General features: G+C 65.1%; 20 protein-coding genes. 3 read left to right on the top strand and 17 right to left on the bottom strand.

The window, feature by feature from the left end:
* Window positions 1-126: 126 nt before the first annotated feature.
* Complete coding sequence (locus tag AC3WW4_RS00840) at window positions 127-984, top strand: sulfurtransferase (RefSeq protein WP_488826446.1); 858 nt, start codon at window positions 127-129, stop codon at window positions 982-984.
* Window positions 985-1,050: 66 nt separating this feature from the next.
* Here AC3WW4_RS00840 and AC3WW4_RS00835 read toward each other — a convergent pair whose 3' ends face one another.
* From AC3WW4_RS00835 to AC3WW4_RS00780, 12 genes are all read right to left on the bottom strand, one after another.
* Window positions 1,051-2,181 carry an acyl-CoA dehydrogenase family protein gene (locus AC3WW4_RS00835; protein WP_488826445.1) on the bottom strand — a complete coding sequence of 377 codons (1,131 nt, stop codon included), beginning with the start codon at window positions 2,179-2,181 and terminating at the stop codon, window positions 1,051-1,053.
* A 21-nt stretch (window positions 2,182-2,202) separates the two neighbouring features.
* Window positions 2,203-2,991 carry an ABC transporter permease gene (locus tag AC3WW4_RS00830; RefSeq protein WP_488826444.1) on the bottom strand — a complete coding sequence of 263 codons (789 nt, stop codon included), beginning with the start codon at window positions 2,989-2,991 and terminating at the stop codon, window positions 2,203-2,205.
* A 21-nt stretch (window positions 2,992-3,012) separates the two neighbouring features.
* Window positions 3,013-4,215, bottom strand: a complete 1,203-nt coding sequence (locus tag AC3WW4_RS00825; protein ID WP_488826443.1) for an ABC transporter substrate-binding protein — start codon at window positions 4,213-4,215, stop codon at window positions 3,013-3,015.
* An 8-nt stretch (window positions 4,216-4,223) separates the two neighbouring features.
* Window positions 4,224-5,006, bottom strand: coding sequence for an ABC transporter ATP-binding protein (locus AC3WW4_RS00820; protein ID WP_488826442.1), 783 nt, complete (start codon window positions 5,004-5,006; stop codon window positions 4,224-4,226).
* Window positions 5,006-5,563 (bottom strand): carboxymuconolactone decarboxylase family protein, encoded by a 558-nt coding sequence (locus tag AC3WW4_RS00815; RefSeq protein ID WP_488826441.1) that lies wholly within the window; start codon window positions 5,561-5,563, stop codon window positions 5,006-5,008. Before AC3WW4_RS00815 ends, AC3WW4_RS00820 begins: the two co-directional genes overlap by 1 nt.
* A gap of 136 nt (window positions 5,564-5,699) precedes the next feature.
* On the bottom strand, window positions 5,700-6,629 hold the full coding sequence (locus AC3WW4_RS00810) for an AraC family transcriptional regulator (RefSeq protein WP_488826440.1): 930 nt from the start codon (window positions 6,627-6,629) through the stop codon (window positions 5,700-5,702).
* A gap of 200 nt (window positions 6,630-6,829) precedes the next feature.
* Window positions 6,830-8,626, bottom strand: a complete 1,797-nt coding sequence (locus AC3WW4_RS00805) for a family 2A encapsulin nanocompartment cargo protein cysteine desulfurase (RefSeq protein ID WP_488826439.1) — start codon at window positions 8,624-8,626, stop codon at window positions 6,830-6,832.
* A complete protein-coding gene (locus tag AC3WW4_RS00800; RefSeq protein WP_488826438.1) occupies window positions 8,613-9,530 on the bottom strand; it encodes a family 2A encapsulin nanocompartment shell protein in 918 nt (305 codons plus the stop codon). The genes AC3WW4_RS00805 and AC3WW4_RS00800 overlap by 14 nt, the downstream gene beginning before the upstream one ends.
* A 49-nt stretch (window positions 9,531-9,579) precedes the next feature.
* Window positions 9,580-10,518, bottom strand: a complete 939-nt coding sequence (gene epsC / locus AC3WW4_RS00795; RefSeq protein WP_488826437.1) for a serine O-acetyltransferase EpsC — start codon at window positions 10,516-10,518, stop codon at window positions 9,580-9,582.
* 171 nt (window positions 10,519-10,689) lie between these two features.
* Window positions 10,690-11,925, bottom strand: a complete 1,236-nt coding sequence (locus AC3WW4_RS00790) for a voltage-gated chloride channel family protein (protein WP_488826436.1) — start codon at window positions 11,923-11,925, stop codon at window positions 10,690-10,692.
* A gap of 31 nt (window positions 11,926-11,956) precedes the next feature.
* A complete protein-coding gene (locus AC3WW4_RS00785; protein WP_488826435.1) occupies window positions 11,957-13,867 on the bottom strand; it encodes a GspE/PulE family protein in 1,911 nt (636 codons plus the stop codon).
* A 112-nt stretch (window positions 13,868-13,979) separates the two neighbouring features.
* Complete coding sequence (locus AC3WW4_RS00780) at window positions 13,980-15,539, bottom strand: flavin-containing monooxygenase (protein ID WP_488826434.1); 1,560 nt, start codon at window positions 15,537-15,539, stop codon at window positions 13,980-13,982.
* Between the two features lie 155 nt (window positions 15,540-15,694).
* Here AC3WW4_RS00780 and AC3WW4_RS00775 point away from each other — a divergent pair, with 155 nt between their 5' ends.
* Window positions 15,695-16,696: an AraC family transcriptional regulator gene (locus AC3WW4_RS00775; protein ID WP_488826433.1), complete on the top strand. Its 1,002-nt coding sequence runs from the start codon at window positions 15,695-15,697 to the stop codon at window positions 16,694-16,696.
* Window positions 16,697-16,901: 205 nt separating this feature from the next.
* Window positions 16,902-18,110, top strand: a complete 1,209-nt coding sequence (gene trpB / locus AC3WW4_RS00770; RefSeq protein WP_488826432.1) for a tryptophan synthase subunit beta — start codon at window positions 16,902-16,904, stop codon at window positions 18,108-18,110.
* Between the two features lie 121 nt (window positions 18,111-18,231).
* Here trpB and upp read toward each other — a convergent pair whose 3' ends face one another.
* The 5 genes from upp to AC3WW4_RS00745 all read right to left on the bottom strand — a co-directional run bounded on the left by upp (window position 18,232) and on the right by AC3WW4_RS00745 (window position 22,180).
* Complete coding sequence (upp, locus tag AC3WW4_RS00765; protein WP_488826431.1) at window positions 18,232-18,861, bottom strand: uracil phosphoribosyltransferase; 630 nt, start codon at window positions 18,859-18,861, stop codon at window positions 18,232-18,234.
* Between the two features lie 178 nt (window positions 18,862-19,039).
* Window positions 19,040-20,110 carry a T6SS immunity protein Tli4 family protein gene (locus AC3WW4_RS00760; protein ID WP_488826430.1) on the bottom strand — a complete coding sequence of 357 codons (1,071 nt, stop codon included), beginning with the start codon at window positions 20,108-20,110 and terminating at the stop codon, window positions 19,040-19,042.
* A gap of 5 nt (window positions 20,111-20,115) precedes the next feature.
* Entirely contained in the window at window positions 20,116-21,180 is a 1,065-nt protein-coding gene (locus AC3WW4_RS00755) for a T6SS immunity protein Tli4 family protein (protein WP_488826429.1), read from the bottom strand.
* Window positions 21,162-21,371: a hypothetical protein gene (locus AC3WW4_RS00750; protein WP_488826428.1), complete on the bottom strand. Its 210-nt coding sequence runs from the start codon at window positions 21,369-21,371 to the stop codon at window positions 21,162-21,164. The genes AC3WW4_RS00755 and AC3WW4_RS00750 overlap by 19 nt, the downstream gene beginning before the upstream one ends.
* Before the next feature lie 263 nt (window positions 21,372-21,634).
* Window positions 21,635-22,180 carry a hypothetical protein gene (locus AC3WW4_RS00745; RefSeq protein ID WP_488826427.1) on the bottom strand — a complete coding sequence of 182 codons (546 nt, stop codon included), beginning with the start codon at window positions 22,178-22,180 and terminating at the stop codon, window positions 21,635-21,637.

The raw sequence follows: 22,180 nt of genomic DNA, 5'->3' as shown, positions 1-22,180 counted from the left end.
GAATGGTTCTATGGTTCTGCGGTTTGCGCGGGTACGTGTATCCGACCGACCGCCCTGCGTCGCTGTGCACCACATCGCCACGTTTCACCTGAGAATGTCCGGATCCACTGACCTGCCAGCCCCGCCATGTTCACCACCCTGATCACCTGCAACGAGCTGCAAGCCCTGCAACAGCGAGGTGCGTCCCTGCTGATCCTCGACTGCACCGCCGACCTGATGAACCCGTCGGCAGGACGGCAGCAGTTCCTGGACGCGCACCTGCCTGGCGCGCTGCACGCCGACCTGGACCAGCACCTGAGCGCGCACGGCGCGGCCGATGCCGCCTCCGGTGGCCGCCACCCCCTGCCGCGTCGCGAGGTGTTCGCCCAGTGGCTGCGCCAGATCGGCCTGCAGACCCACACCCAGGTCGTCGTCTACGACCGCAACGGCCTGAACTTCTGCGGCCGCCTGTGGTGGATGCTGAAATGGGCAGGCCATGAGGCCGTGGCGGTGCTCGACGGCGGCCTGGCCACCTGGACCGCATCCGGTGGCGCCGTGGAAGCCGGACCGGCTGCACCGCGCACGCCCTCCAACTGGACGCTGCAACCGCCCTTGCGTGAGTTGGTCACAGCTGACGAGGTGCGAGCCCATCTGGATCAGCCCGATCAGACCGTGATCGACGCACGCGCCACCCCGCGCTACCGCGGCGAGGTCGAGCCCCTGGACCCGGTGGCCGGCCACATCCCCGGCGCTCTCAACCGCCCCTTTGGCCTCAACCTGGACGAGCAAGGCCGCTTCAAGCCCGCCGCCACACTGCGCGCCGAGTTCGAGGCCCTGCTGGCCGGCCGCGACCCGGCCAGCGTCGTGCACCAGTGCGGCAGCGGCGTCAGCGCCGTGCCCAATCTGCTGGCGATGGAGGTGGCCGGCTTTGCCCCCACCCGCCTGTTTGCGGGCAGCTGGAGCGAGTGGTGCCGCGACCCGTCTCGGCCAGTCGCCAAGGGCTGAGGCCCCTCACGCCACAGCCCTGAACGACACCCCCAGGACCAGCGCCTGGCGCCCGCCTCGGCTGCGTCACAGGCCCAGCGCCTCTCGGCGGGCAATCTCGCGTCGCAGGTGCTTCAAGGCGGGCGTGACGATGGCCACGAAGTAAGCCTCACGCAAACGGCGTTGCGCCGTGGCCTTGCGCAAATAGCCTCGCGCGCCCTGATGCAGCATGGCCGCGTTGGCCGCGCGCAGCGACAGCTCGCCGCCGGCCAGTCGCACGCGCATCACCTCGGTGATGAGCTTGGGCAAGGCGGCGGGCTCGGGCCCCGCGTCCAGCAAAGCCGCCAGCCGGAAGGTCTCGGCTTCGGCGGCGTGCAGCGCCTCGCGCAGCTCGTCCGCCTGGTCCGTCTCGTAGCAGTTGACATGGCTGTGGGTGCGGTCCACGGCCTCGACCAGGCTGATGCAGTCACGCACCAAGCCGATCCCCATCCCCATCTGCGCCAGGATCATGCCGGGCTGGATCTGCGGCAGGTAGGCGCCCGATTGATCGGGGTGCGCCAGCACGCGGTCATCGTTGATGCGCACACCCCGGAACTGGCAGGCAAAGGTGCGCGTGCCTTCCAGCGCCGTGAACTCCGCCCCATTGATCAGCCGAAAGCCCTCCTGGTTGCAATGGACCACCACAAAGACGAGGCGCCCGTCACCTTCCACCGGGCAGCCGGTCACGAAGACATGGTCGGCGCCCAGGTTGGACACCCAGGGCAGCGTGCCGTTGATCTCATACCCGCCATCCACCCGTTTGGCACTGAGCAGAAAGCGCTCGATCTCGCACGACGACTTCAGCGTGTTGGACAAGCCGGTGCCGCCCAGCAGCTCGCCACGCGCCAGCGCCGGCAGCAAGGCCGCCTTGGCCTGTTCGTTGTCGGACTTGGCGATGTAGCGGGCGCAGGCCGTGTGACACCAGTGCGTGAACGCGGTGGACAGGCACACCTCACCCACTTTGGACATGATGGCAATCGTGTCCACCAGCCATTGGCCGCTGCCGCCATACGCCGGCGGCACCACCGCGCCCAGGCCGCCGAGGCCGCCCAGGGCACGCAAGAAGGCCTCGGGGTACTCGCCCTCCAGATCGATGGCGGTGACCCGCGGCGCCAGCTCACGGACGATCAAGGCGTCGATGGACAGGTGCTCGGTGGGTGGGGAGATGACAGCAGACATGAGGGAGCTCCGAAGAGGAAATCAGGCACCGTTCCAGCGCCGATGCACCACACGGGCCAGCCAGTCGAGCGCAAAGCCCAACAGGCCGATGAACAAGATGGTGGCCATCAACTCCGGATAGGCCATGCGGTCACGCGTGTCCAGGATGAAATAGCCCAGCCCGGCCTGCACGCCCAGCATTTCGGCGGGCACCAGCACCACCCAGATCAGGCCGATGGCCAGACGGATGCCGGTGAGCAAGTGGGTGGCAATCGCGGGCACCGTCACGCGCCACAAGCGCTCCAGCCGGTTGGCACCCAGGCTGTCGGCCAGCGTCAACCACAAGGGATCGATCGCCTGAATGCCCGAGGCCACATTCAGCACGATGGGCCAGACCGCCGCAAACGCGATCAGGAACACCACCGGCGCCTCGCCCACGCCCAGGGCCATCACGGCCAGAGGCATCCACGACAGCGGCGAGATCATGCGCAGGAACTGGAAGGTGGCCGAGGTCAGGCGGTTGAAGGCCGGCCACGATCCGACTAACAGGCCCACTGGCACGCCCACCAGGGTCGCGATCAGCAGCCCCAGGCCCACCCGCTGCAGGCTGTAGCGGGCATGCAGCCAGATGTCGCCGTGGCGGGCCAGCTCGATCGCGGCATCCCAGGTCTGCTCGGGGGCGAAGCGTGCTGCCATCAGCGAGTCCCGGCCCCACACATGCACGCCCAGCCACCACAGGCCGATGGTCAGCAGCAGGCCCAGCACGGGCCAGGCCACGCTGAGCAGGGCCGCGCCCACAGGACGGGCAGAAGCAGAGGAGCGATCAGACATGGGGAAGGGTGCGGGTCAGGCTCAGGCAACGATGGTTTCGCTGCGGGTGAAGGACTCGGGCAGGCCAAAGGCCTTCAGCCCGCCCAGCGCGGCGATCGACTTCTTGACGAAACGGTCGTCCACCAGATCGCGCGCCACAAAGGCCGGGTCCAGCTTGCTCAGGAAGCGGTTGTCTCCTTCCACCTGCGTGACCTTGAGCAGCTTGACCAGCTGCTCGGTGTACGACGGGAAGGGATAAGGTTGGTAGTCGATGCGGGCATCCTTCCACTCGGGGTGGCGGATCGCGCCCTCTGCGGCGTACTGCTTGTCGCGCGCTGCATTGGCCACCAGCACGCGCTCGAGCACCGGCGTGGGGAAGGGGGTGTACTTGCCCGCGCCGTCTTTGGACAGCAGCTGGGCGCCTTCAGGGCGGTGATCGCGCAGCCAGTGCTGGGCGTTGACGATGGCGTTGACCACCTTTTGCGACCACTCCGGGCGGCCTTGCAGATCCCGCTCGTGCATGGTGACCACGCAGCATGCATGGTCACGCCACACATCGCCGGTGAAGCGCAACACGCGGCCAATGCCATTGGTTTCGGCCGCCGCGTTGAAGGGCTCGGCCACGATGAAGCCGGCAATCGCGCCATTGGCCAGCGCCGGGCCCATGTCGGCCGGTGCCATGATGGACAGCGCCACCTCATTGGCCTTGAGCTCGCCACCTGGCTTGGTCACCACCTTCAAGCCGCTTTCGCGCAACAGGTGTTGCAGCACCACGTTGTGGATCGAATACCAGAAGGGCACGCCCACCTTCTTGCCACCCAGGTCCTTGACCGTGCGAATGCTGGGGGCCACCGTCAGGGCCGAGCCGCTCATGTGGTTCCAGGCCACCACCTTGGCGGGGAACTGGCTGCCATAGCGCGCCCACACGGTCATGGGCGAGAGCAGGTGCACCACATTGACCTGGCCGGCCATGAAGGCTTCGACAATCTGCGCCCACGAGCGGAACATGCGCGGCGCTTCCACCTGCAAGCCCTGTTGCTCGAACAGCTGGCGCGCGTGGGCCACCAGCAGCGGGGACGCGTCGGTGATCGGCAGGTAGCCGATGCGCACCGGGTCGTTGGGGTTGGCGGCCTGGGCCAGCACCGGCATCGTGGCGGCGCCACTGAGCAAGGCCGACAGGCGCAGCATGTCGCGCCGCGACACGGGCAGATCTTCAGACAGGTTCGAGAGCAGTTTGTCGATCATGGGGGTCCTCACAAAATGGGATACCAGGCCGCTTCGGGACTGGACAGGGCGTTGAGAATGTCTTCGCGCAGCGCGTTGAGGTCGCTGGAGCGGTGCTGGCGCGGTGCGGTGCCACTGGGGCGCCACTCGCCCACGATGCGGGCCGGCGATCCCGCCAGCAACAGCACCCGGTCGCCAATGCGCAGGGCCTCGTCGATGTCGTGCGTGACCAGCAGCGCGGCGCTCTGTTGTTGGTGCGCCAACGCCACCAGCAGGTCCTGCATCGACTCGCGGGTGATGGCGTCCAGCGCCGAGAAGGGCTCATCCAGGTAGATGATCTCGGGGTTGCGGGCCAGGGCCCGTGCCAGCGACACCCGCTGTGCCATGCCGCCCGACAGGGCGTGCGGCTTCTTGTTCGCGTGCTCGCTCAGCCCGACTTGCTGCAGTACCTGCTGGACACGCTCATGGCGTTGCGCGCGGCAGGCCGGGGTGCGGCAGGCAAAGTCCAGGCCGAAGCCGACGTTGTCGGCCACGCTCAGCCAGGGCAGCAAGGCCGGCGACTGAAAGACCACGCTGGCCCGGGCAGCCCGGTCGGCTTGCACCGCGCCGTACATCAGCACCTCGCCGGTGGTGGGCTCGGCCAAACCGGCCAGCAGCCGCAGCAAGGTGGACTTGCCGCAGCCCGAAGCGCCGATCAGACAGACGATCTCCTGCCGCTGAATGTGCAGGTCGACGCCCTCAAACACCGGGCGATGGCCGTAGGAAAACGCCAGTTGGCGTGCGGCCAGCAGGGCATTTTCCTGGCTCATCATCAGGCCTTGCGTTCCCAGCGGTAGGCGCTGAGCTCGGGGTTCAGGTCGGTGCCGGCCAGGGTGTTGGCGAAGTTGCACAAGGTGGCCAGCGACACACCCAGGATGACTTCCAGCACCTGCTGCTCACCATAGCCTGCGTCCGTGAACGCTTGCAGCTCATCGGGTGTCACGGCGCCACGGCTGCGGATCACCGCACGGGTGAACTCGGCCACAGCTTCGAGCTTGGCGTCGGGCAGCGGCGTCTGGTCGCGCATCGCGTTGACCAGCTCAGGTTCGAGCTTGCCCACCTTGTAGCAAACCGCGGTGTGACCGGCCACGCAGAACGCGCAACCGTGATTCGTCGCCGCCGTGATCTGCACTGTTTCGCGTTCGGCCAAGGTCAGGCTGGTGCGACCGTTGATCTCCGAGACGGTGACATAGGTTTCGATGGCCGTGGGGGCATTGGCCAGCACGCCCAGCAGATTGGGGATGAAGCCGTTTTTGGCCTTGGCCTTGGCCAGATACGGTTGGCTGGCTTCGAGCGCGGATTCGAGTGTTTGAACAGTGAGGCGGGACATGGAGACTCCGATTCAAGGGGTTGAGCTGATTGTCCCGAGGGGGGCGTTTGGCCTCAATGCGCAAACGTCGCGTTCTTTTGCTTGAACGTCTCGATGCGATGCACGGCCAGCGCAGGTCACGCGGCCCTCACTCCCCTCAGGCTGCTTGCCGCTCCACCCCATGCCCCGAGCGGCGGAACGCGCCGGGCAGCGTGCCGGTGATCTTCTTGAAGGCCCGCGAGAAGGCCGCGTCCGATTGGTAGCCCACCGCCTCGGCCGTGCGCGCGAGGGACATGCCCTCGCCGATCAACTGCGTGGCCAGCTTCATGCGGACCTGCGCCAGAAACTGGCTGGGCGAGGTGCCCGCCGTTTGCGTGAAGCGCTTGAAGAAGGTGGCGCGTGACATGCGACTGAGGTCGGCCATGTCCTCCACGCTCCAGTCGCGGCCGGGCTCGTGGACGATGGCTTCCAGCAGCGAGGTGAACTCGGGCCGCGCCAGCACCGCCCACAACCCGGCACTCACCTCATGGCGCTGACACAGCTCGCGCACCACATAGAAGAAGAGCAGGTCCACCAGACGGGTGATCAGCGGCGAAGGCTCCTCGCCCTCCCGCTGGGCTTCGGCCATGATCAGATCGAAGATGGGGCGGATCTCCTGCAGGGCCGAGCGTTCGCGGGACACGATCACGTGGGCCGGGAAGGAGCCGAGGAAGACGTTGTTGAGCGGCGCCTTGAAGTCAAAGAAGCCACAGGCCAGGGCCGTGCTGCAGGGCACCGACAGGTCCACGGGTTCCATGGTGGAGCGCGGCGCCGCAGACGCCTGCGCCACCTCTTCATGTGGACTGAGCAGGTGAGGCACATCCCTCAGGAAGAAGACGGCATCGCCCGCCTTGAGCGCGTGCTTCTCGCCCGAGTCGATCAGGTGCAGCCAACAGTCCCCATTCAGGATGACATGAAAGCCCGCCCGCGCCAGTCCGGTCGTGGAGGCTTTCCATGAGCCACAGTACTGCCCCAGGTGGAACAAGGTGGTCTGCAGTTCCAGGCTGCCGAGCAGCCAGTGAATCAGGCGATCCTGGCGTGTGGACATGACGATCTTCGCGAAAGCGACAACAAAAGGAATGCCGCGATCGTAGGCAGTCCCCATCTGCGCGAAAACGAAGGATTTGTCCCATCCTTATCCGGAAAACGGTTATGCGATGCCGTCAGGCAGCACCTGGGCATGAGAAAGGCGCCAGGGCCAAGACTGGCCGCTGGCGCCTCTGGTCGCTCAGCAACTGAGCCTGTGGGTCAGTACACCCGCCGCTGGCTGCTGCTCAACCTGTGCAGCGTCGCCACCAGGGTGTCGATCTCCGCACAGGTGTTGTAGAAGGCCAGCGAGGGCCGTACCGTGGCCTCCAGACCAAAGCGACGCAAGATGGGCTGCGCGCAGTGGTGGCCCGAGCGCACCGCGATGCCTTCCTTGTTCAGCGCCGCGCCCACCTCTTCGGTTTTGAACCCTTGCAAGGTGAAAGACAGCACCGCCGCCTTGTCTGGCGCCGTGCCGATCAACTTCAGGCCCGGCACGTCCTGCAGCAGTCGGGTCCCGTACAGGAGCAACTGGTGCTCGTAGGCCGCGATGTGGTCGATGCCCAGATTTTGCACATAGTCGATCGCCGCCCCCAGGCCCACCGCGTCCGCGATGTTGCCCGTGCCGGCTTCGAAACGGCCGGGTGCATCGTGGTACTCGGTGTGCTCGAAGGTCACGTCCTTGATCATGTTGCCGCCGCCTTGCCAGGGGGGCGTCTCGTTCAAGAGCGCTCCCTTACCGTACAGCACACCGATGCCGGTCGGCCCGAACACCTTGTGGCCCGAGAACACGAACCAGTCACAGTCCAGGTCGATCACGTCGGCGCGCAGGTGCGAGACCGACTGCGCTCCGTCGACCAGTACCTTGGCGCCGGTGCTGCGTGCCATCGCCACGATCTGCTTGGCCGGCGTGACCGTGCCCAGCGCGTTCGACACCTGCGTGAACGACACCAGTTTCGTGCGCGCATTGAGCAGCTTGGCGTACTCGTCCAGGCGCACCTGACCGTCGTCGTCCACCGGGATCACGCGCAGCTTGGCGCCCGTGCGGGCACACAGCTGCTGCCACGGCACGATGTTGGCGTGGTGTTCCAGGTGGCTGACGATGATCTCGTCACCGGCACCGATGTTGGCCTCGCCCCAGCTCTTGGCCACCAGGTTGATGGCCTCGGTGGTGCCGCGCACGAACACGATCTCGTTGACCGAGCGCGCGTTCACGAAGCCTCGCACCTTCTCGCGCGCCGCCTCGTAGGCATCCGTGGCGCGCGCGGCCAGTTCATGCGCCGCGCGGTGGATGTTCGAGTTTTCGTGCGCATAGAAGTAGGCGATGCGGTCGATTACTGATTGCGGCTTGTGCGTGGTCGCGGCGTTGTCCAGCCAGATCAGCGGCTTGCCGTTCACCCGCTCACGCAGCACCGGAAAGTCGCGCCGCACCAGGTTGACGTCAAACGGCGGCGCAAAGCCCTGGGCCTGCGGCGACAGCGGCTGAGCGGCTTGCCCCGGCACCTGCAGGCCCGGCGCATGGCCTGCCAGGCCGCTCAAGCCTGCCCCCAGGAAGTAGAACGACGGCGTCGCCCCTGCCCCCGCGGCTTGCGGAGCCCGCGACGGTGAACGCAGCGCCAGCAACTCGCTGAGCTCCGCATCCGACGGCAGGCCCCAGTCCAGCGGGTTCAGCGTCAGGATGGGTTGCACACCGCCTGTGCGCGAGGCCGGGTTGACGTCCAAAGGCAGGTCGCCGGCAAGCGATGGCGGCACCTGCCCGGGTGCGGCCACGGTGGGCAAGGCCGGCACGCCCTCGTAGCCGGTCGACACGGGACCGACCGGTGCGTTGGACACCGGCGGAACGGCAAAAGGATGAGCGGCCGTGGGCGAACTCAGGTGCGACAAGCCTGGCGGCAACCCGGCTGGCAACGCGGCCCCACTCGGTGCCGAACCAGGTAGCGCCGAGAAGAACTGGTTGGCCAACTGGGCCAAGGCTTGCGCATCGGGCACACCCAGGCCGGCGAGGTCACTTGTACTCATGGTACTTGTCGATCTCAACGTCTTCGAGCACCGCGATGGCGTCGTCGGTCAGCACCGCCAGCGAGCAGTACAGCGACACCAGGTAGGACGCGATGGCCTTGTGGTTGATGCCCATGAAGCGCACCGCCAGGCCGGGGCTTTGCGCGCCCGGCAGGTCCGGCTGGTACAGGCCCACCACGCCTTGGCGGCTCTCACCGGTGCGGATCAGCAGGATCTTGGTCTTGTTGTCCTCGATCTTGATCTTGTCGCACGGGATCAGCGGGATGCCGCGCCAGGTGATGAACTGCGAGCCGAACAGCGAGACGGTGGGCGGGGGCACGCCGCGGCGGGTGCACTCACGGCCGAACGCCGTGATGGCCAGCGGGTGGGCCAGGAAGAAGCCAGGCTCCTTCCAGACCTTGGCCAGCAGCTCGTCGAGGTCGTCGGGCGTGGGCGCACCGGTGCGCGTCTGGATGTGCTGCTGAGGCGCGATGTTGGACAGCAGGCCGTATTCCTTGTTGTTGATCAGCTCGGCTTCCTGGCGCTCCTTGATCGTCTCGATGGTCAGGCGCAGCTGCTCGGCGATCTGGTTGTAGGGCTTGGAGTACAGGTCCGACACGCGGGTGTGCACGTCCAGCACCGTGTTCACGGCCGACAACAGGTACTCGCGCGGGTTGTCGATGTAGTCCACAAAGGTCTGCGGCAGTTCTCGCTCATCGCGGCCCGAACAGTCCACGGTCACGCTGGACGCATCCTTGACGCGGTTGACACGGTAGATACCGGCGTCCACCGGCACCCACTGCAGCAGGTGGGTCAGCCAGCGCGGCGTGATCGTGCCCATCTGCGGCACGGTGCGCGTGGCGATGGCAAGTTGCCGGGCGGCGATGTCGCCCAAGGCGGTGCTGTGTTCGTGGGTGTTGGCCATGAGGCTCGTTCTCCTGTTTGAGGTGGGGTTGGGAAACTTGTTTGGCCGCTCAGTCGCTGTGCCGGCTTTGCGCCTGGGTGATGCTGCTGCCCGGCGGCACGCTGTGGGTCAGCCACACATTGCCGCCAATGGACGAGCCTTGGCCGATCGTGATGCGGCCCAGCACCGTGGCCCCGGCGTAGATCACGACGTCGTCCTCGACGATCGGGTGACGCGGCTGGCCCTTGAGCAACTGCCCGGTCTCGTCGGCGGGAAAGCGCTTGGCGCCCAGCGTGACGGCCTGGTACAGGCGCACGCGCTCACCGATCACGGTGGTCTCGCCGATGACGACGCCGGTGCCGTGGTCGATGAAGAAGGCTGGGCCGATCTGCGCGCCAGGGTGGATGTCGATGCCGGTGCGCGAATGCGCGATGTCGGCAATCAGGCGCGCCAGCAGCGGCGCGCCGAGCTGGTGCAGGGCATGCGCCAGGCGATGGTGGATGATGGCCGTCATGCCCGGATAGCACAGCAGGATCTCGGAGATGCTGGTGGCCGCCGGATCGCCCTGGTAGGCCGACTGCAGGTCGCTCACCAGCAGGGCGCGGATGCCGGGCAGCTCGGCCGCAAACGCGTGCGTGATGCCCCGCGCCTCTTCGGCCAAGTCCGGGTCATCGCTGTGCACGTCCGGGCGCACGAACAGCAGCCCGCGGCGCACCTGCTCGACCAGCTCCTGCAGCGTGCTGTGCAGCGTGTAGCCCACGAAGTAGTCGATGCTGTCGTCGCTCAGATCGGGGCGGCCGTAATGCGTCGGAAACAGCGCGGCCGACAGCCCCAGCACGATGCGCGACAGCACCTCGCGCGCGGGCAACTCACGCAAGCGCCCCTGGTGCCGCACGTTGTGCGTGACTTCCCGGGACTGCCGCAGCTCAGCCACGATGCGGCCCAATTGCCAGGAAGTGGGCGACAGGAACTCGGGGTTCTGACTCTGAAAAAGCGGCGTGATCGACATGGCGGCGGGTCCCTTACACAGACCGGCTCAGTCTGGCGGGGGCCGCCTCACACGCCAACTGACTTGTTTCGCATTCCTCAGTTGATATTTGATGAATGCATATGCAACCGCAATCAACTCATGAATGCGCGATCAAACCCATTCGCATCATCGGTATCCGCATGTAGGCGCTCACCGCCGCCAGCGGAACTTCGAGCCTTCCACCCGCTGCGCCTTGTAGATGCCCGCGTGGCCGGACGCCAGATAGCTCATGGCACACGCCAGCGCCGCATGCGCCCCGATGCCGACGCCGAACACCTCCATGGCCATGAACACGCAGGCCAGCGGGGTGTTGGCCGCCCCCGCAAACAGCGCCACAAAACCCAGCGCCGCCAGCCAGGGGAAGGGCTGGTGCAGCAGCGGGGCCAGCGCGTTGCCCAAGGTGGCGCCCATGTAGAACAGCGGCGTCACCTCACCGCCCTTGAAGCCCACGCCCAGCGAGAAACTGGTGAACAGGCCCTTGAGCGCAAAGTCCCACCATGGCAGCGGCTCGGTAAAAGCCTGGGCCAAGCCCGGCAGGCTCAGGCCCGCATAGCGCCACGCATCGGTGGCCCAGATCACCCCCGCCAGCACGATGCCGCCCAGCAAGGGCCGCAGCGGCGCATACGCCACGCGCTGCTTCATGAACGCGGACAGCCCGTGCGTGCCGCGCGCAAACGCCATGCCCACCAGCCCGCACAGCAGCCCGACCACGATGGCGGCGCCCAGCGTCCCCACCGACAGCGCCGGCAGCAACCCGGCGCTGTACACCCCATGGTGCACACCCCACAGCGTGCACACCTGATCGGCCACCACGGCAGCCACCACACACGGCCACAACGCCTCATGGCGCAAGCGCCCGATGGCCAGCACCTCCAGCCCGAACACCGCGCCGGCCAGCGGCGTGCCGAACACCGAGGCAAAGCCTGCACTGATGCCCGCCATCAACAAAATGCGCCGGTCTTCCGCGCGCAGGCGGAACACATGCGTGAACTGGTCGGCCAAGGCTCCGCCCATCTGCACGGCCGTGCCCTCGCGCCCCACCGAGGCGCCACACAGGTGCGACACCACGGTGCTCAGGAAAATCAGCGGCGCCATGCGCACCGGCACCACCTGGCGCGGGTCGTGAACCTCGTCAATCAACAGGTTGTTGCCCGCCTCTACCGGCTGCCCCACCCGCAGGTACACCCAGCCGACCACGAAGCCCGCCAGCGGCAGCAGTGCCAGCAACCAGCGGTGCGCCTCGCGCGTCTCGGTGGCCCAGGCCAGCGCGAGCAGAAACCAAGCCGAGGCCGTGCCGGCCAGCAAAGCCACGCCCACGCCCAGCGCCAGCCACTTCAGGGCATGGCGCAGCCAGCGCCCGGCTTCGGTGCCACGCGCACGGCTCATGAGTCAGTACCCGCCTGCATGGCGCATCATCTCAGTTGTTGCTGGCCGCCAGCACTTCCTTGACATCGGTGAGCCCCTGCAACACCTTGTCGATGCCGTCCTGGCGCAGCGTGCGCATCCCGCCCTTCAGGCTGGTCGCCAGAATCTCCATGGCGGAGCTGCGCTGGCGAATGTGCAAACGGATGGCGTCATCAGACACCAACAGTTCGTGGATGCCCATGCGGCCCTTGTAGCCGCGCTGGTTGCAGGTCGGGCAACCGGCACCACGGTGGCGCAGGTGAATGCGGCCCTGTGCATCGCCATACTGCTTGCGCCAGCTGCTCAGCAAAGCCTCGCGGCTGCTCTCGCTGGCATCACGGGCGCTGTGCAGGTATTCGTACAGCATCACGTCCAGCTCGGTCTGCGTGGCCTCGGCCGTGACGCCGCACGCGGGGCACACCCGGCGCACCAGACGCTGCGCCAGCACCGCCAACAACGAGTCCGAGAAGTTGAACGGGTCCAGCCCGATTTCCAGCAGCCGAGCAATGCTCTCGGCCGCCGAGTTCGTGTGCAGGGTCGAGAACACCAGGTGGCCCGTCAGCGACGCTTCGATGGCGATGTTGGCCGTCTCCGAGTCCCGCATTTCACCGATCATGATCACATCGGGGTCGGCACGCAGGAAGGTGCGCATGGCCGCCGCAAAGGTCCAGCCGATCCGGGCGTTCACCTGGACCTGACACAGGCCCTGCTGCGAAATTTCAATCGGGTCCTCGGCCGTCCAGATCTTGCGATCGCCCTGGTTGAGCTCGCGCAGCACCGAGTGCAAGGACGTGGTCTTGCCGCAACCGGTGGGGCCGCACACCAACACCAGGCCGTAGGGCTTGGCGATGACCTTGCGCAAGGCCTCCAGGTTGCCCTCGCTCAGTCCGATCTGCTCGATGGGCAGCGGCTTGGCGCCGTTCAGCAGGCGCAGCACCACGTTTTCCACCCCGTGGGTGGTCGGGACGGTCACGATGCGCAGTTCGACCTTGGCATCACCAAAACGCGAGAAGTCGATCTTGCCGTCCTGCGGTTTGCGGCGCTCGGAAATGTCCAGATCGGACATGATCTTCAGGCGCGCCACCAGCGCCGGGCGGTACTCCGAGGGCAGCTCCAGGTACACCGTCAAGGCCCCGTCCACCCGGAAGCGGATCAGCACCTTGCTGTGCGGCGAGCTGGACTCGATGTGGATGTCGGACGCGTTGCGCTTGATGGCGTCTTCGATCATCGTGTTGACCAGGCGCACCAGGGTGCTGCTGGACTCGGTGATGACCTCCTTGGCCGCATCGTTGTGATTCGTGCCGAGCTCGACGGCCAGCTCGGCGGCCAGCTCATGCACGTCGGTGCGGGCGTGCAATTCGCGCACGCGGTCCTGCGCGGCGACATACGCGTTGGCCTGGGCCTGCGCCAGCGTGCCCGGCAAGGCCATCACCGCCTCGATGTGCAGGTTGCTCAGAAAGCGCAGCTCATCGAGCGTAGGGCGGTGCCAGGGGTCCTCCATGGCCACCACCAGGGTGCTGCCTTCGCGCAGCAGCGGCAGCACGCGGGCGCGCTCGGCCGTGCCTTGCGGCACCAGCATCACGGCGTCGTCCTGCGGCGGCACGGCCAGGCAGTCCACCACCGGCATGCCGGCCATCGCCGCCAGCGCGATCTTCAGGTCGTCTTCCACGACCATGCCTTCGCTCAGCAGGATCTGACCCAAGGCCCGAGGTTGCCCCTTGCGCTGCAAGGTGAGGGCCCGCTCGATGTCGGACGGCTCACTGAGCCCATGCACCACCAAGGTTTCGCCCAGCCGATGGCGCGGCGCCATGGGGTGATCTCCCCGGATCGCATTCCACACGGCAGCGGGTGTGCGCAACACGAGCCCATCCATGCGGGGGGGCAGGCAGGCGGCTGGGGGGGACTGAACCGTGTTGTTTTCCATGGGCGACTCCATACGCAGTCTATTGTGCGGAATCTCGCCCTCTGGTCACGCCTGCCGCCTCACAAAATTTGACACGCACCGTTACGATTTGGGCATCTGCCCTGTGGAGGGTTCAACGTGCCGCCGTCTGCGCCATCGCCTGGCCGCCGGGCACCCGGGCGGTGTCCTGGGTCGACGGTCCGGCGCATTTCACAAAGCGGTAATCGGCCTCGTTCACCTTGCGGGTCGCCAGCCAGTAGCGCCAGGTCGACTTGGGCCAGATCGCAAAGTTGATGCCCTCGGCCGTCTGGTACCAGCTCTTGCAGCCCGAATCCCACACCGTGCCCTTGAGCGCCTGCGTCATCTCACCCAGGAAGCGGTTTTGCGCGGCTTCCTTGACGTCCAGGTAACCGCCGCCCTTGGCCTGCACCAGCTTGACGCAGTTGACGATGTAGTCGGCCTGCGCCTCGATCATGAAGATGATGGAGTTGTGGCCCAGGCCCGTGTGCGGCCCGACCAGCTGGTACATGTTCGGGTAGTTGGCTGCCGTGATGCCCAGGTAGGCGGTGGGGCTCACCTTCCAGTCTTCTTGGATGGTGTGACCGTTCAAGCCGCGCAGCTCGAAGCTTTTCATGTACACGCGCGGGTCGACGACGAAGCCCGTGCCCAGGATCACGCAGTCCAGCGGACGCGTCCGGCCGTCCTTCGTGATGATGCCGGTGGCCGTGAACTCGCGGATGTCATCCGTCACCAGCTCCACATTGGGGCGGTTGAAGGTGGGGAACCACTTGTTCGAGATCAGGATGCGCTTGCAGCCCAGGGTGTAGTCGGGCGTGAGCTTCTGGACCAGCGCAGGGTCCTTCACCTGCCAGCTGATGAACTTCTTCAGGAAGAACTCACCCACCTTGGCCAGTGAGGGGTGGAAGATGGGCCACACGCGCGACTCGTTGGTCCAGTAGCAGCGCCAGCGGTGCAGCGTGCGCGTGACGGGCAGGGCGGCGAACATCTTCTTGCTAAAGGCAGAGTACGAGCGCTCGTCACGCGGGATCACCCACGCCGCTGTGCGCTGGAACACATGCAACTGCTTCACCTTGGGCGCGATCTCGGGCACGTACTGGATGGCCGAGCCGCCCGTGCCGATCGACGCCACACGCTTGTCGCGCAGGTCGTAGCCGTGGTCCCACTGCGCCGAGTGCATCACCTTGCCCTGGAACTGGTCCAGCCCCTTGATCTTCGGGATGGACGGCACATGCAGCGGGCCCGACGCCAGGATCCAGTGACGGCAGAGGTAGGTCTCGCCCCCGGCCGTCTTCACCGTCCAGCGGCCCGCGCCCTCGTTGAACACCGCACTCGTCACTTCCTGGTGGAAGCGAACCTTGGGGCGCAGGCGGTACTGCTCGGTCACATCCAAGATGTATTGCTGAATCTCGTTCCACGGCGCGTAGCGCTTGGTCCACTTCGGGCTGGTCGCAAACGAGTACGAGTACATGTGCGACTGCACATCGCAGGCCGCGCCGGGGTACTGGTTGTCGCGCCAGGTGCCGCCCACCTCGTCGCCCTTTTCCAGGATCACGAAGTCGGTGATGCCGGCTTTCTGCAGCTTGATGGCCATGCACAGCCCGCCGAAACCGGCGCCCGCAATGGCCACCTCGACATGGTGAACGTTCTGGGAGGGAGTGATCGAATCCGACATGCGGCACCTCGGTGGAAACTGTGAGAGGGGGTGAAGTGCTGCCATGGTGCGATCCAGACTTGATCTGGGCCATGCTAGATTCGACCAAAAGTTGATCGTTTCGGCCAAAACCCCGCAATTTACGGGTCAACCCTTCCCCCTGAATTGACAGTCTGATGAGCACCCGATCCATCCTCGGCCTGATCTACATGGTGCAAGGCCTCAAGCAGATGGGCGAAGACCCCGAGCCCGTGCTCGCCCGCCACGGGCTGAGCCTGGCCCAGCTCGACCCCAGCACCCGCATCGAGCGCTCGCGCGAGATGCGCATCTACGCCGACCTCGCCGAAACCGTCAAAGACCCGCTGGTGGGCCTGCGGCTCGGGGGCTTTTACGGCCTGGCCGGCTACGGTCCGCTCATCATGCTGCTGATGACCTGCGCCACCGCCTACGAGGCCTTCCAGGTCGGCATCCGCTACCAGGACCTGACCTACCTGTTCGGCACCCTGCGCTTGGAGCCCGGCGACAAGCTCAGCGCCCTGGTGCTCACCCCCATGCCCATGACGCCGCACGCCTTTCGCTTTCGGGTCGACGGCGAGGTCTCGGGCACCTACAAGCTGGTGCGCGACATGCAGCTCACCCTGGGGGTGGACATCCACGCCGAGCGCATCGACATGCCCTACCCGCGCCCGCCCGAAGCCGCCGATTACGAAGCCTACTTTGGCTGCCCCGTGCGCTTTGGCGAGACCGAGGCGCGCTTTTGGCTGCGCAACGAGCACCTGCAACTGCGCCTGCCCTCGGCCGACCCCAACGCGCACGCCATGTACCGCAGCATGTGCGACCAGCAGCTGGTGGCCCAGGCCGCCACCACCGAGACCCTGGCCGAACGCGTGCTCACCCACCTGGGCCTGTTCAGCGGCAGCTACCCCGGCGCCGAAGAGGTGGCACGCGCCCTGGGCCTGTCGGAGCGCAGCCTGCGCCGCGCCCTGAGCGAGGAAGGGCAGAGCTTTCGCGACCTGCTCGCCGAAGCCCGTTACACCAAAGCCCAGCACCTGCTGCGGCACACCACCCTGCCGGTGGAAGCCATCGCCCAGCAACTGGGCTACGCCGAATCGGCCGCCTTCATCCATGCGTTTCAGCGCTGGGCCGGCATGAGCCCGTCCGCTTTCCGAGGTCGGTGAGTGGGGTCGGTGAATGGGGCCGCTGAACCGGGCCACTGCACCGAGACCCGAGCCACGGAACCCGAGCAAAGCTGACAGTCATCCAGCGACGGCGGCACCGTGCCGCGCTATCCTCACACCTTTGGCCTGCGGGTCACCGCACCCACTGGGCCGACGCTGACCCCGACCTTGAACCACCCTACCGCCTGACCCGGCCCCGTCACCCATGAGCACGCCCACTTCCTTCGCCCCCATGCCCAACGCCGAAGGCTACTTCGGACCCTACGGTGGTCAACTGGTGCCCCCGCACCTGAAGCAGGCCATGGACGACATCAACGTCGCCTACGAAACCATCCGCCAGCGCGCCGACTTCCAGGAAGAACTGGCCTCGCTGTTCGCCGATTACGTCGGTCGCCCCAGCCCCATCTTCCACGCCCGCCGCCTGTCCGAGCAACTGGGCGGCGCGCAGATCCACCTCAAGCGCGAAGACCTCAACCACACCGGCGCCCACAAGATCAACCACTGCCTGGGCGAAGCCCTGCTGGCCAAGTTCATGGGCAAGAGCAAGGTGATCGCTGAAACCGGTGCCGGCCAGCACGGCGTGGCCCTGGCCACCGCCTGCGCCCTGGTCGGCATCCCCTGCGAGATCCACATGGGCCAGGTCGACATCGAAAAAGAGCACCCCAACGTCACCAAGATGAAGATCCTGGGCTGCAAGCTGGTGCCCGTCACCCGCGGCGCCGCCACCCTCAAGGAAGCCGTGGACAGCGCCTTCGAGGAATACCTCAAGGACCCCACGAACTTCATCTACGCCATCGGCTCGGTGGTCGGCCCGCACCCCTTCCCGAAGATGGTGCGTGACTTCCAGTCCATCATCGGCACGGAAGCGCGCGAGCAGTTCCTGGCCAAGCACGGCCGCCTGCCCGACCACGTGGCCGCCTGCGTGGGCGGGGGCTCCAACGCCATGGGCATCTTCACCGCCTTCCTGGGTGACGAAGGCGTGCACCTGGTCGGCGTCGAGCCCGCCGGCGAAGGCCTGGACAAGCCCGGCCGCCACTCCGCCACCCTGAGCAAGGGCAAGCCCGGCGAGCTGCACGGCATGGCCTGCTACGTGCTGGAAAACGAAGACGGCACGCCGTCGGCTGTGCATTCCATCGCCTCTGGCCTGGACTACCCAGGCGTCGGCCCGCAGCACAGCTATTTGAAGGACCTCGGCCGGGTTGACTACCAGACCGCCTCCGACCAGGAATGCCTGGATGCCTTCATGACCCTGTCGCGCGTCGAAGGCATCATCCCTGCGCTGGAAAGCGCCCACGCCGTGGCCTGGGCCATGCGCGTGGCCCCCACCCTGCCCAAAGATCAGCACATCCTGATCAACCTCTCGGGCCGTGGTGACAAGGACGCCGACTACGTGGCGCAGAAGCTGGGGCTGTGAGGCGGTCACCTCGTTGACCGGGGTGCTCGGAGACCGAGCTTTCACATCCGTCGCCGAGCGCGCAAACAAAAGGCTGCGCCCTTCACGGGGCCGCAGCCTTTCTTGCGTGAGAGCCTCGGGCTTACTTCGTGCCGAAAATGCGGTCGCCCGCATCGCCCAAGCCGGGCAGGATGTAGCCGTGGTCGTTGAGGCAGCGGTCCACCGCAGCGGTGTAGATGTCCACATCGGGGTGCGCGGCCTGCATCACGGCCACACCTTCGGGCGCCGCCAGCAGGCACACGAACTTGATCGACTTTGGATTCAGCTGCTTGATGCGCGCCACCGCCGCGGCGGCCGAATTGCCCGTGGCCAGCATGGGGTCCACCACGACCACATCGCGCTCGCTCATCTCGGACGGCATCTTGAAGTAGTACTCCACCGGCTGCAGCGTGGCCGGATCGCGGTACAGGCCGATGTGACCCACGCGGGCGCCCGGCACCACGCGCAGCATGCCGTCGAGGAAACCATCACCCGCGCGCAAGATCGACACCAGCACCAACTTCTTGCCGTCGATCACCTGGCCGGTCATGGTCTCCAGCGGCGTCTCGATCTCGACGTCCTGCAGCGGCATGTCGCGCGTGACCTCGTAGGCCATCAAGGTGCTCAGCTCATCGAGCAGGCGGCGAAAACTGTTGGTGCTCGCGTCCTTCTGACGCATCAGCGTGAGCTTGTGCTGGACCAGGGGGTGGGTGATGAGGTGAAGGGTGCTCATGGGGTGCTCGTCGGGTTGCGGAAGCCGGCGTTCATCGTATGCGGAGGAAGGCCGGTGTGGTGCAACGAGATGAAGCAGGAGGCGTGCCGGAGCTGTTTTCTTGTTGATCGAGCCGAGGTGGGCCTGCAAGCGCAGGCGCCCATCCTCATCAAGCCTCTCGGTCATACGCTCATAGCGATTACTTGCCTGGCACGCGCAGCCGTACCGATGCCATCAGCCTGTCCCATAGGGCCATGGCCTCTGCGTCCGTGAGGCTGCTGGGTTTGGCGCCTGCTTGATCGTGGCTGACGCCCGTGAACAAGGAGGCATCCCAAGACGGGTTGCGGTGGTCAAACTGCTTGCCGGTGTACTCGAACTGAAACTCATGCCAGTGGCCGTTTCCGTCTTCTATGGGACGACGAAACAGCGCCTCGCTGCCTTGGCCTTGCGACACCTTCAACTTGCCCTCGCGCAGCGTCTTGACCTTGTTGAACAAGGTGGCCAGTGGTGCCACCATGAATGCGGCTCGTTTGGCCTCCGCGCGGCGGTCTTCGAAGCTGTCGCCTTGCTGTGCGTCCTTGTTGGACGAGACCGAGAAGCTTGCATCGGGCAGCTCGGGGAAGCGCAGACCGATGCCGAAAATCTCTTGAAACCTGCCGCTGTCATCTGCGATGAAGCCAACATCCAGACACACTCCAGGCTCGCTAGGAACCTCTTGTGGATCGCGAGGTCGCAGGTGCGTGGCGACGTAGGTGATGTTCCTCTGGAGGTCTTCGGGTGTTTCTTTGTCGCCGGTCTCGTCGGGATAAATAAAGCCATGCGGGCCGGCGGCAAGTAAACCGGTTGCGTTCTGAAGGCCAACCTCTTTTGAGGTGTCACTTTCCCAATATCGCAGAACCCAGCTCCCTTTGGTCGGACCCGACGAAAACGAGATCACCTCTGCGCGATCAATTGTGCGTGCTTTTGCATGAACCACATCTCGCATGGCCTTGGCCTTGCTGGCTAGAGACACCGCATCGTTTGGCAAAGACTCGATGTCCGGCCCAAACGCCTGCGGGCCCGGCACCACGGTGGCACTGGCGGGCACGTCCATCACGAAGCGACCGAAACAAACGGGTTTGGTCGTTGCAAACATTTGATCGATGCGAGGCGTGTTCATGGTGCGGGCGTCGGTTGGGCCAGCAATGCACAGCAAAGCAAACGCTCCCATCCGCATCACTTTGAGCAGCTCAGCTAAAAATTGACTCACCCTCAACCCCATGGCACTCATTGCGATTACTTGTTTGGCACGCGCAGACGCACTGATGCCATCAGCCTGTCCCACAGGGCCATGGCCTCTGCGTCCGTCAGGCTGCTGGGTTTGGCGCCTGCCTGGTCGTGGCTGACACCCGTGAACAAGGAGGCATCCCAAGACGGGTTGCGGTGGTCAAACTGCTTGCCGGTGTACTCGAACTGAAACTCATGCCAGTGGCCGTCTCCTTCTTCCATGGGGCGACGAAAGAGCGCCTCGCTGCCTTGACCCTGCTGCACCTTCAACTTGCCCTCGCGCAGGGTCTTGACCTTGTTGAACAAGGAGGTCAGTGGCGCCACCATGAATGCCGCTCGTTTGGCCTCAGGACGGCGGTCTTCGAAGCTGTCGCCTTGCTGTGCGTCCTTGTTGGACGACACTGAGAAGCTTGCATCGGGCAACTCTGGGAAGCGCAGACCGATGCCGAAGATTTCCTGGAACTTGCCACTGTCATCGGCGATGAAGCCCACGTCCAGGCACACGCCGGGCTCGGTGGGGACTTCTTTGGGGTCGCGGGCTCGGAGTTGGGTGGCGACGTAGGTGACGTTTTGCATCAGTTTTTCACGGGTGCGGCCAACACTTTTTGCTGTGCTTGATTTGTAGAGAAATCCATGAGGCGAAGACGCAAGAAATACTTCAAATGTCTCCACACCAACTTCTTTTGCTATGTCACTGTCCCAATAGCGCAATATCCAGCTGTTTGGCGTCGGCCCTTCGTTGAGTGCGATGACCTCCGCCCGGTCTATCGTGTGTGCTTTGGCCTGAATCACATTTCGTTTGGTTTGGGCCCTGCGAGCCAGTGACTTCACATCGTTCGGCAAAGACTCGATGTCCGGCCCAAACGCCTGCGACCCCAGCACCACGTTAGCACTGGCGGGCACGTCCATCACGAAACGCCCGAAGCAAACGGGTTTGGTCGTTGCAAACATTTGGTCGATGCGGGGCGTGGTCATGTTGCGGGCGTCGGTTGGGAGGGAGATGCAGGCAAGCGCGATCGGTATCGTGCACAGGGCTGTGGTGAGGTGACGCCGCTTCATGAACAGGTCTTCCATGTGAAAGATTGCAGGGCGATTTTGCAAACTGCGTGCAAGGTGGATGAAATCACTGCATCGTCCTTGAAGCTTTCTTGGTGCTCATAGCCGGTTTGTTGATAGGCGATGCGCGCCTTCCCCTGGCGTACAGGTTCTTGTGCCGACCGCTCTGCAGGCACCGTGCCATCGCCAGGCTCTGAGGGATCGGCCATCTCGGCGCTGAAGCGCTGGCGAGGGTTTTGCGGCCCTGTTCTTTAATTCTTGTCCGTATCGGGCCACTTCTGTCTCTCATGTTCTCGCCCCCTTGATTCTCGGTTCTATCGGGGCGACAACTATCCTGACACAGGGGCTGGGCATCGGTCACGCGGTCATAGGCATATTGGCGCTCGCCGTGGCCCAGGTAGCCTTCCCGCAGGCAAAGAATAGCCAAAAAGCCCTTGCGACAGCTACAACCGCCCGTCTTGGCGACATCAAATCACGGCAAGGCGAGCTCTTCCGCAAATGGAACGGCGTCTTCAATCGTCATACCTGCCCCTGCATGAGGAGGCTCGATCGAATTCCACAGCTTCTCCCCCGCTGCTGGAAGTGAGAATTTCCCTTTTTCGTAGAAAAAAGCAACGTTATTCTTCAGTGCAATAACACTTCGCTTCTTGCCCCAAGACGACCATTGAAATTCATTGCAGGCCTTTCGAACGCCAAACGAGAAAACTCTAAATGGCTTATAAGATAAATCCAGCAAAAATAGCCTGTCTGGACACCCTGTTTCACGCAGCGCATCCCCACGAAACACCCACTTCATTCGTCCCTTGTCGGAGTCTTCGTTGCTCAGATAGGTCGCTTCCAACACCTTCTCGCCTGCCACGGAAACAAACCTCCTAACAGGTTGCCGATTTTGATCAACACACCGACTAATTACGAGATCTCCTGCCGGGGTATCTATGGCGCGGCCAGCCTTGCAAGTCACTTGTGCCGAACACGCTGCAACCTGCATGAGTAGTCCAATCAGTAGGAATGTTTTCAT

It is taken from the genome of Aquabacterium sp. TM01 (assembly GCF_057808345.1).
The sequence above is the reverse complement of the archived record's forward strand: the minus strand, read 5'-3'. Positions and strand labels throughout refer to the sequence as shown.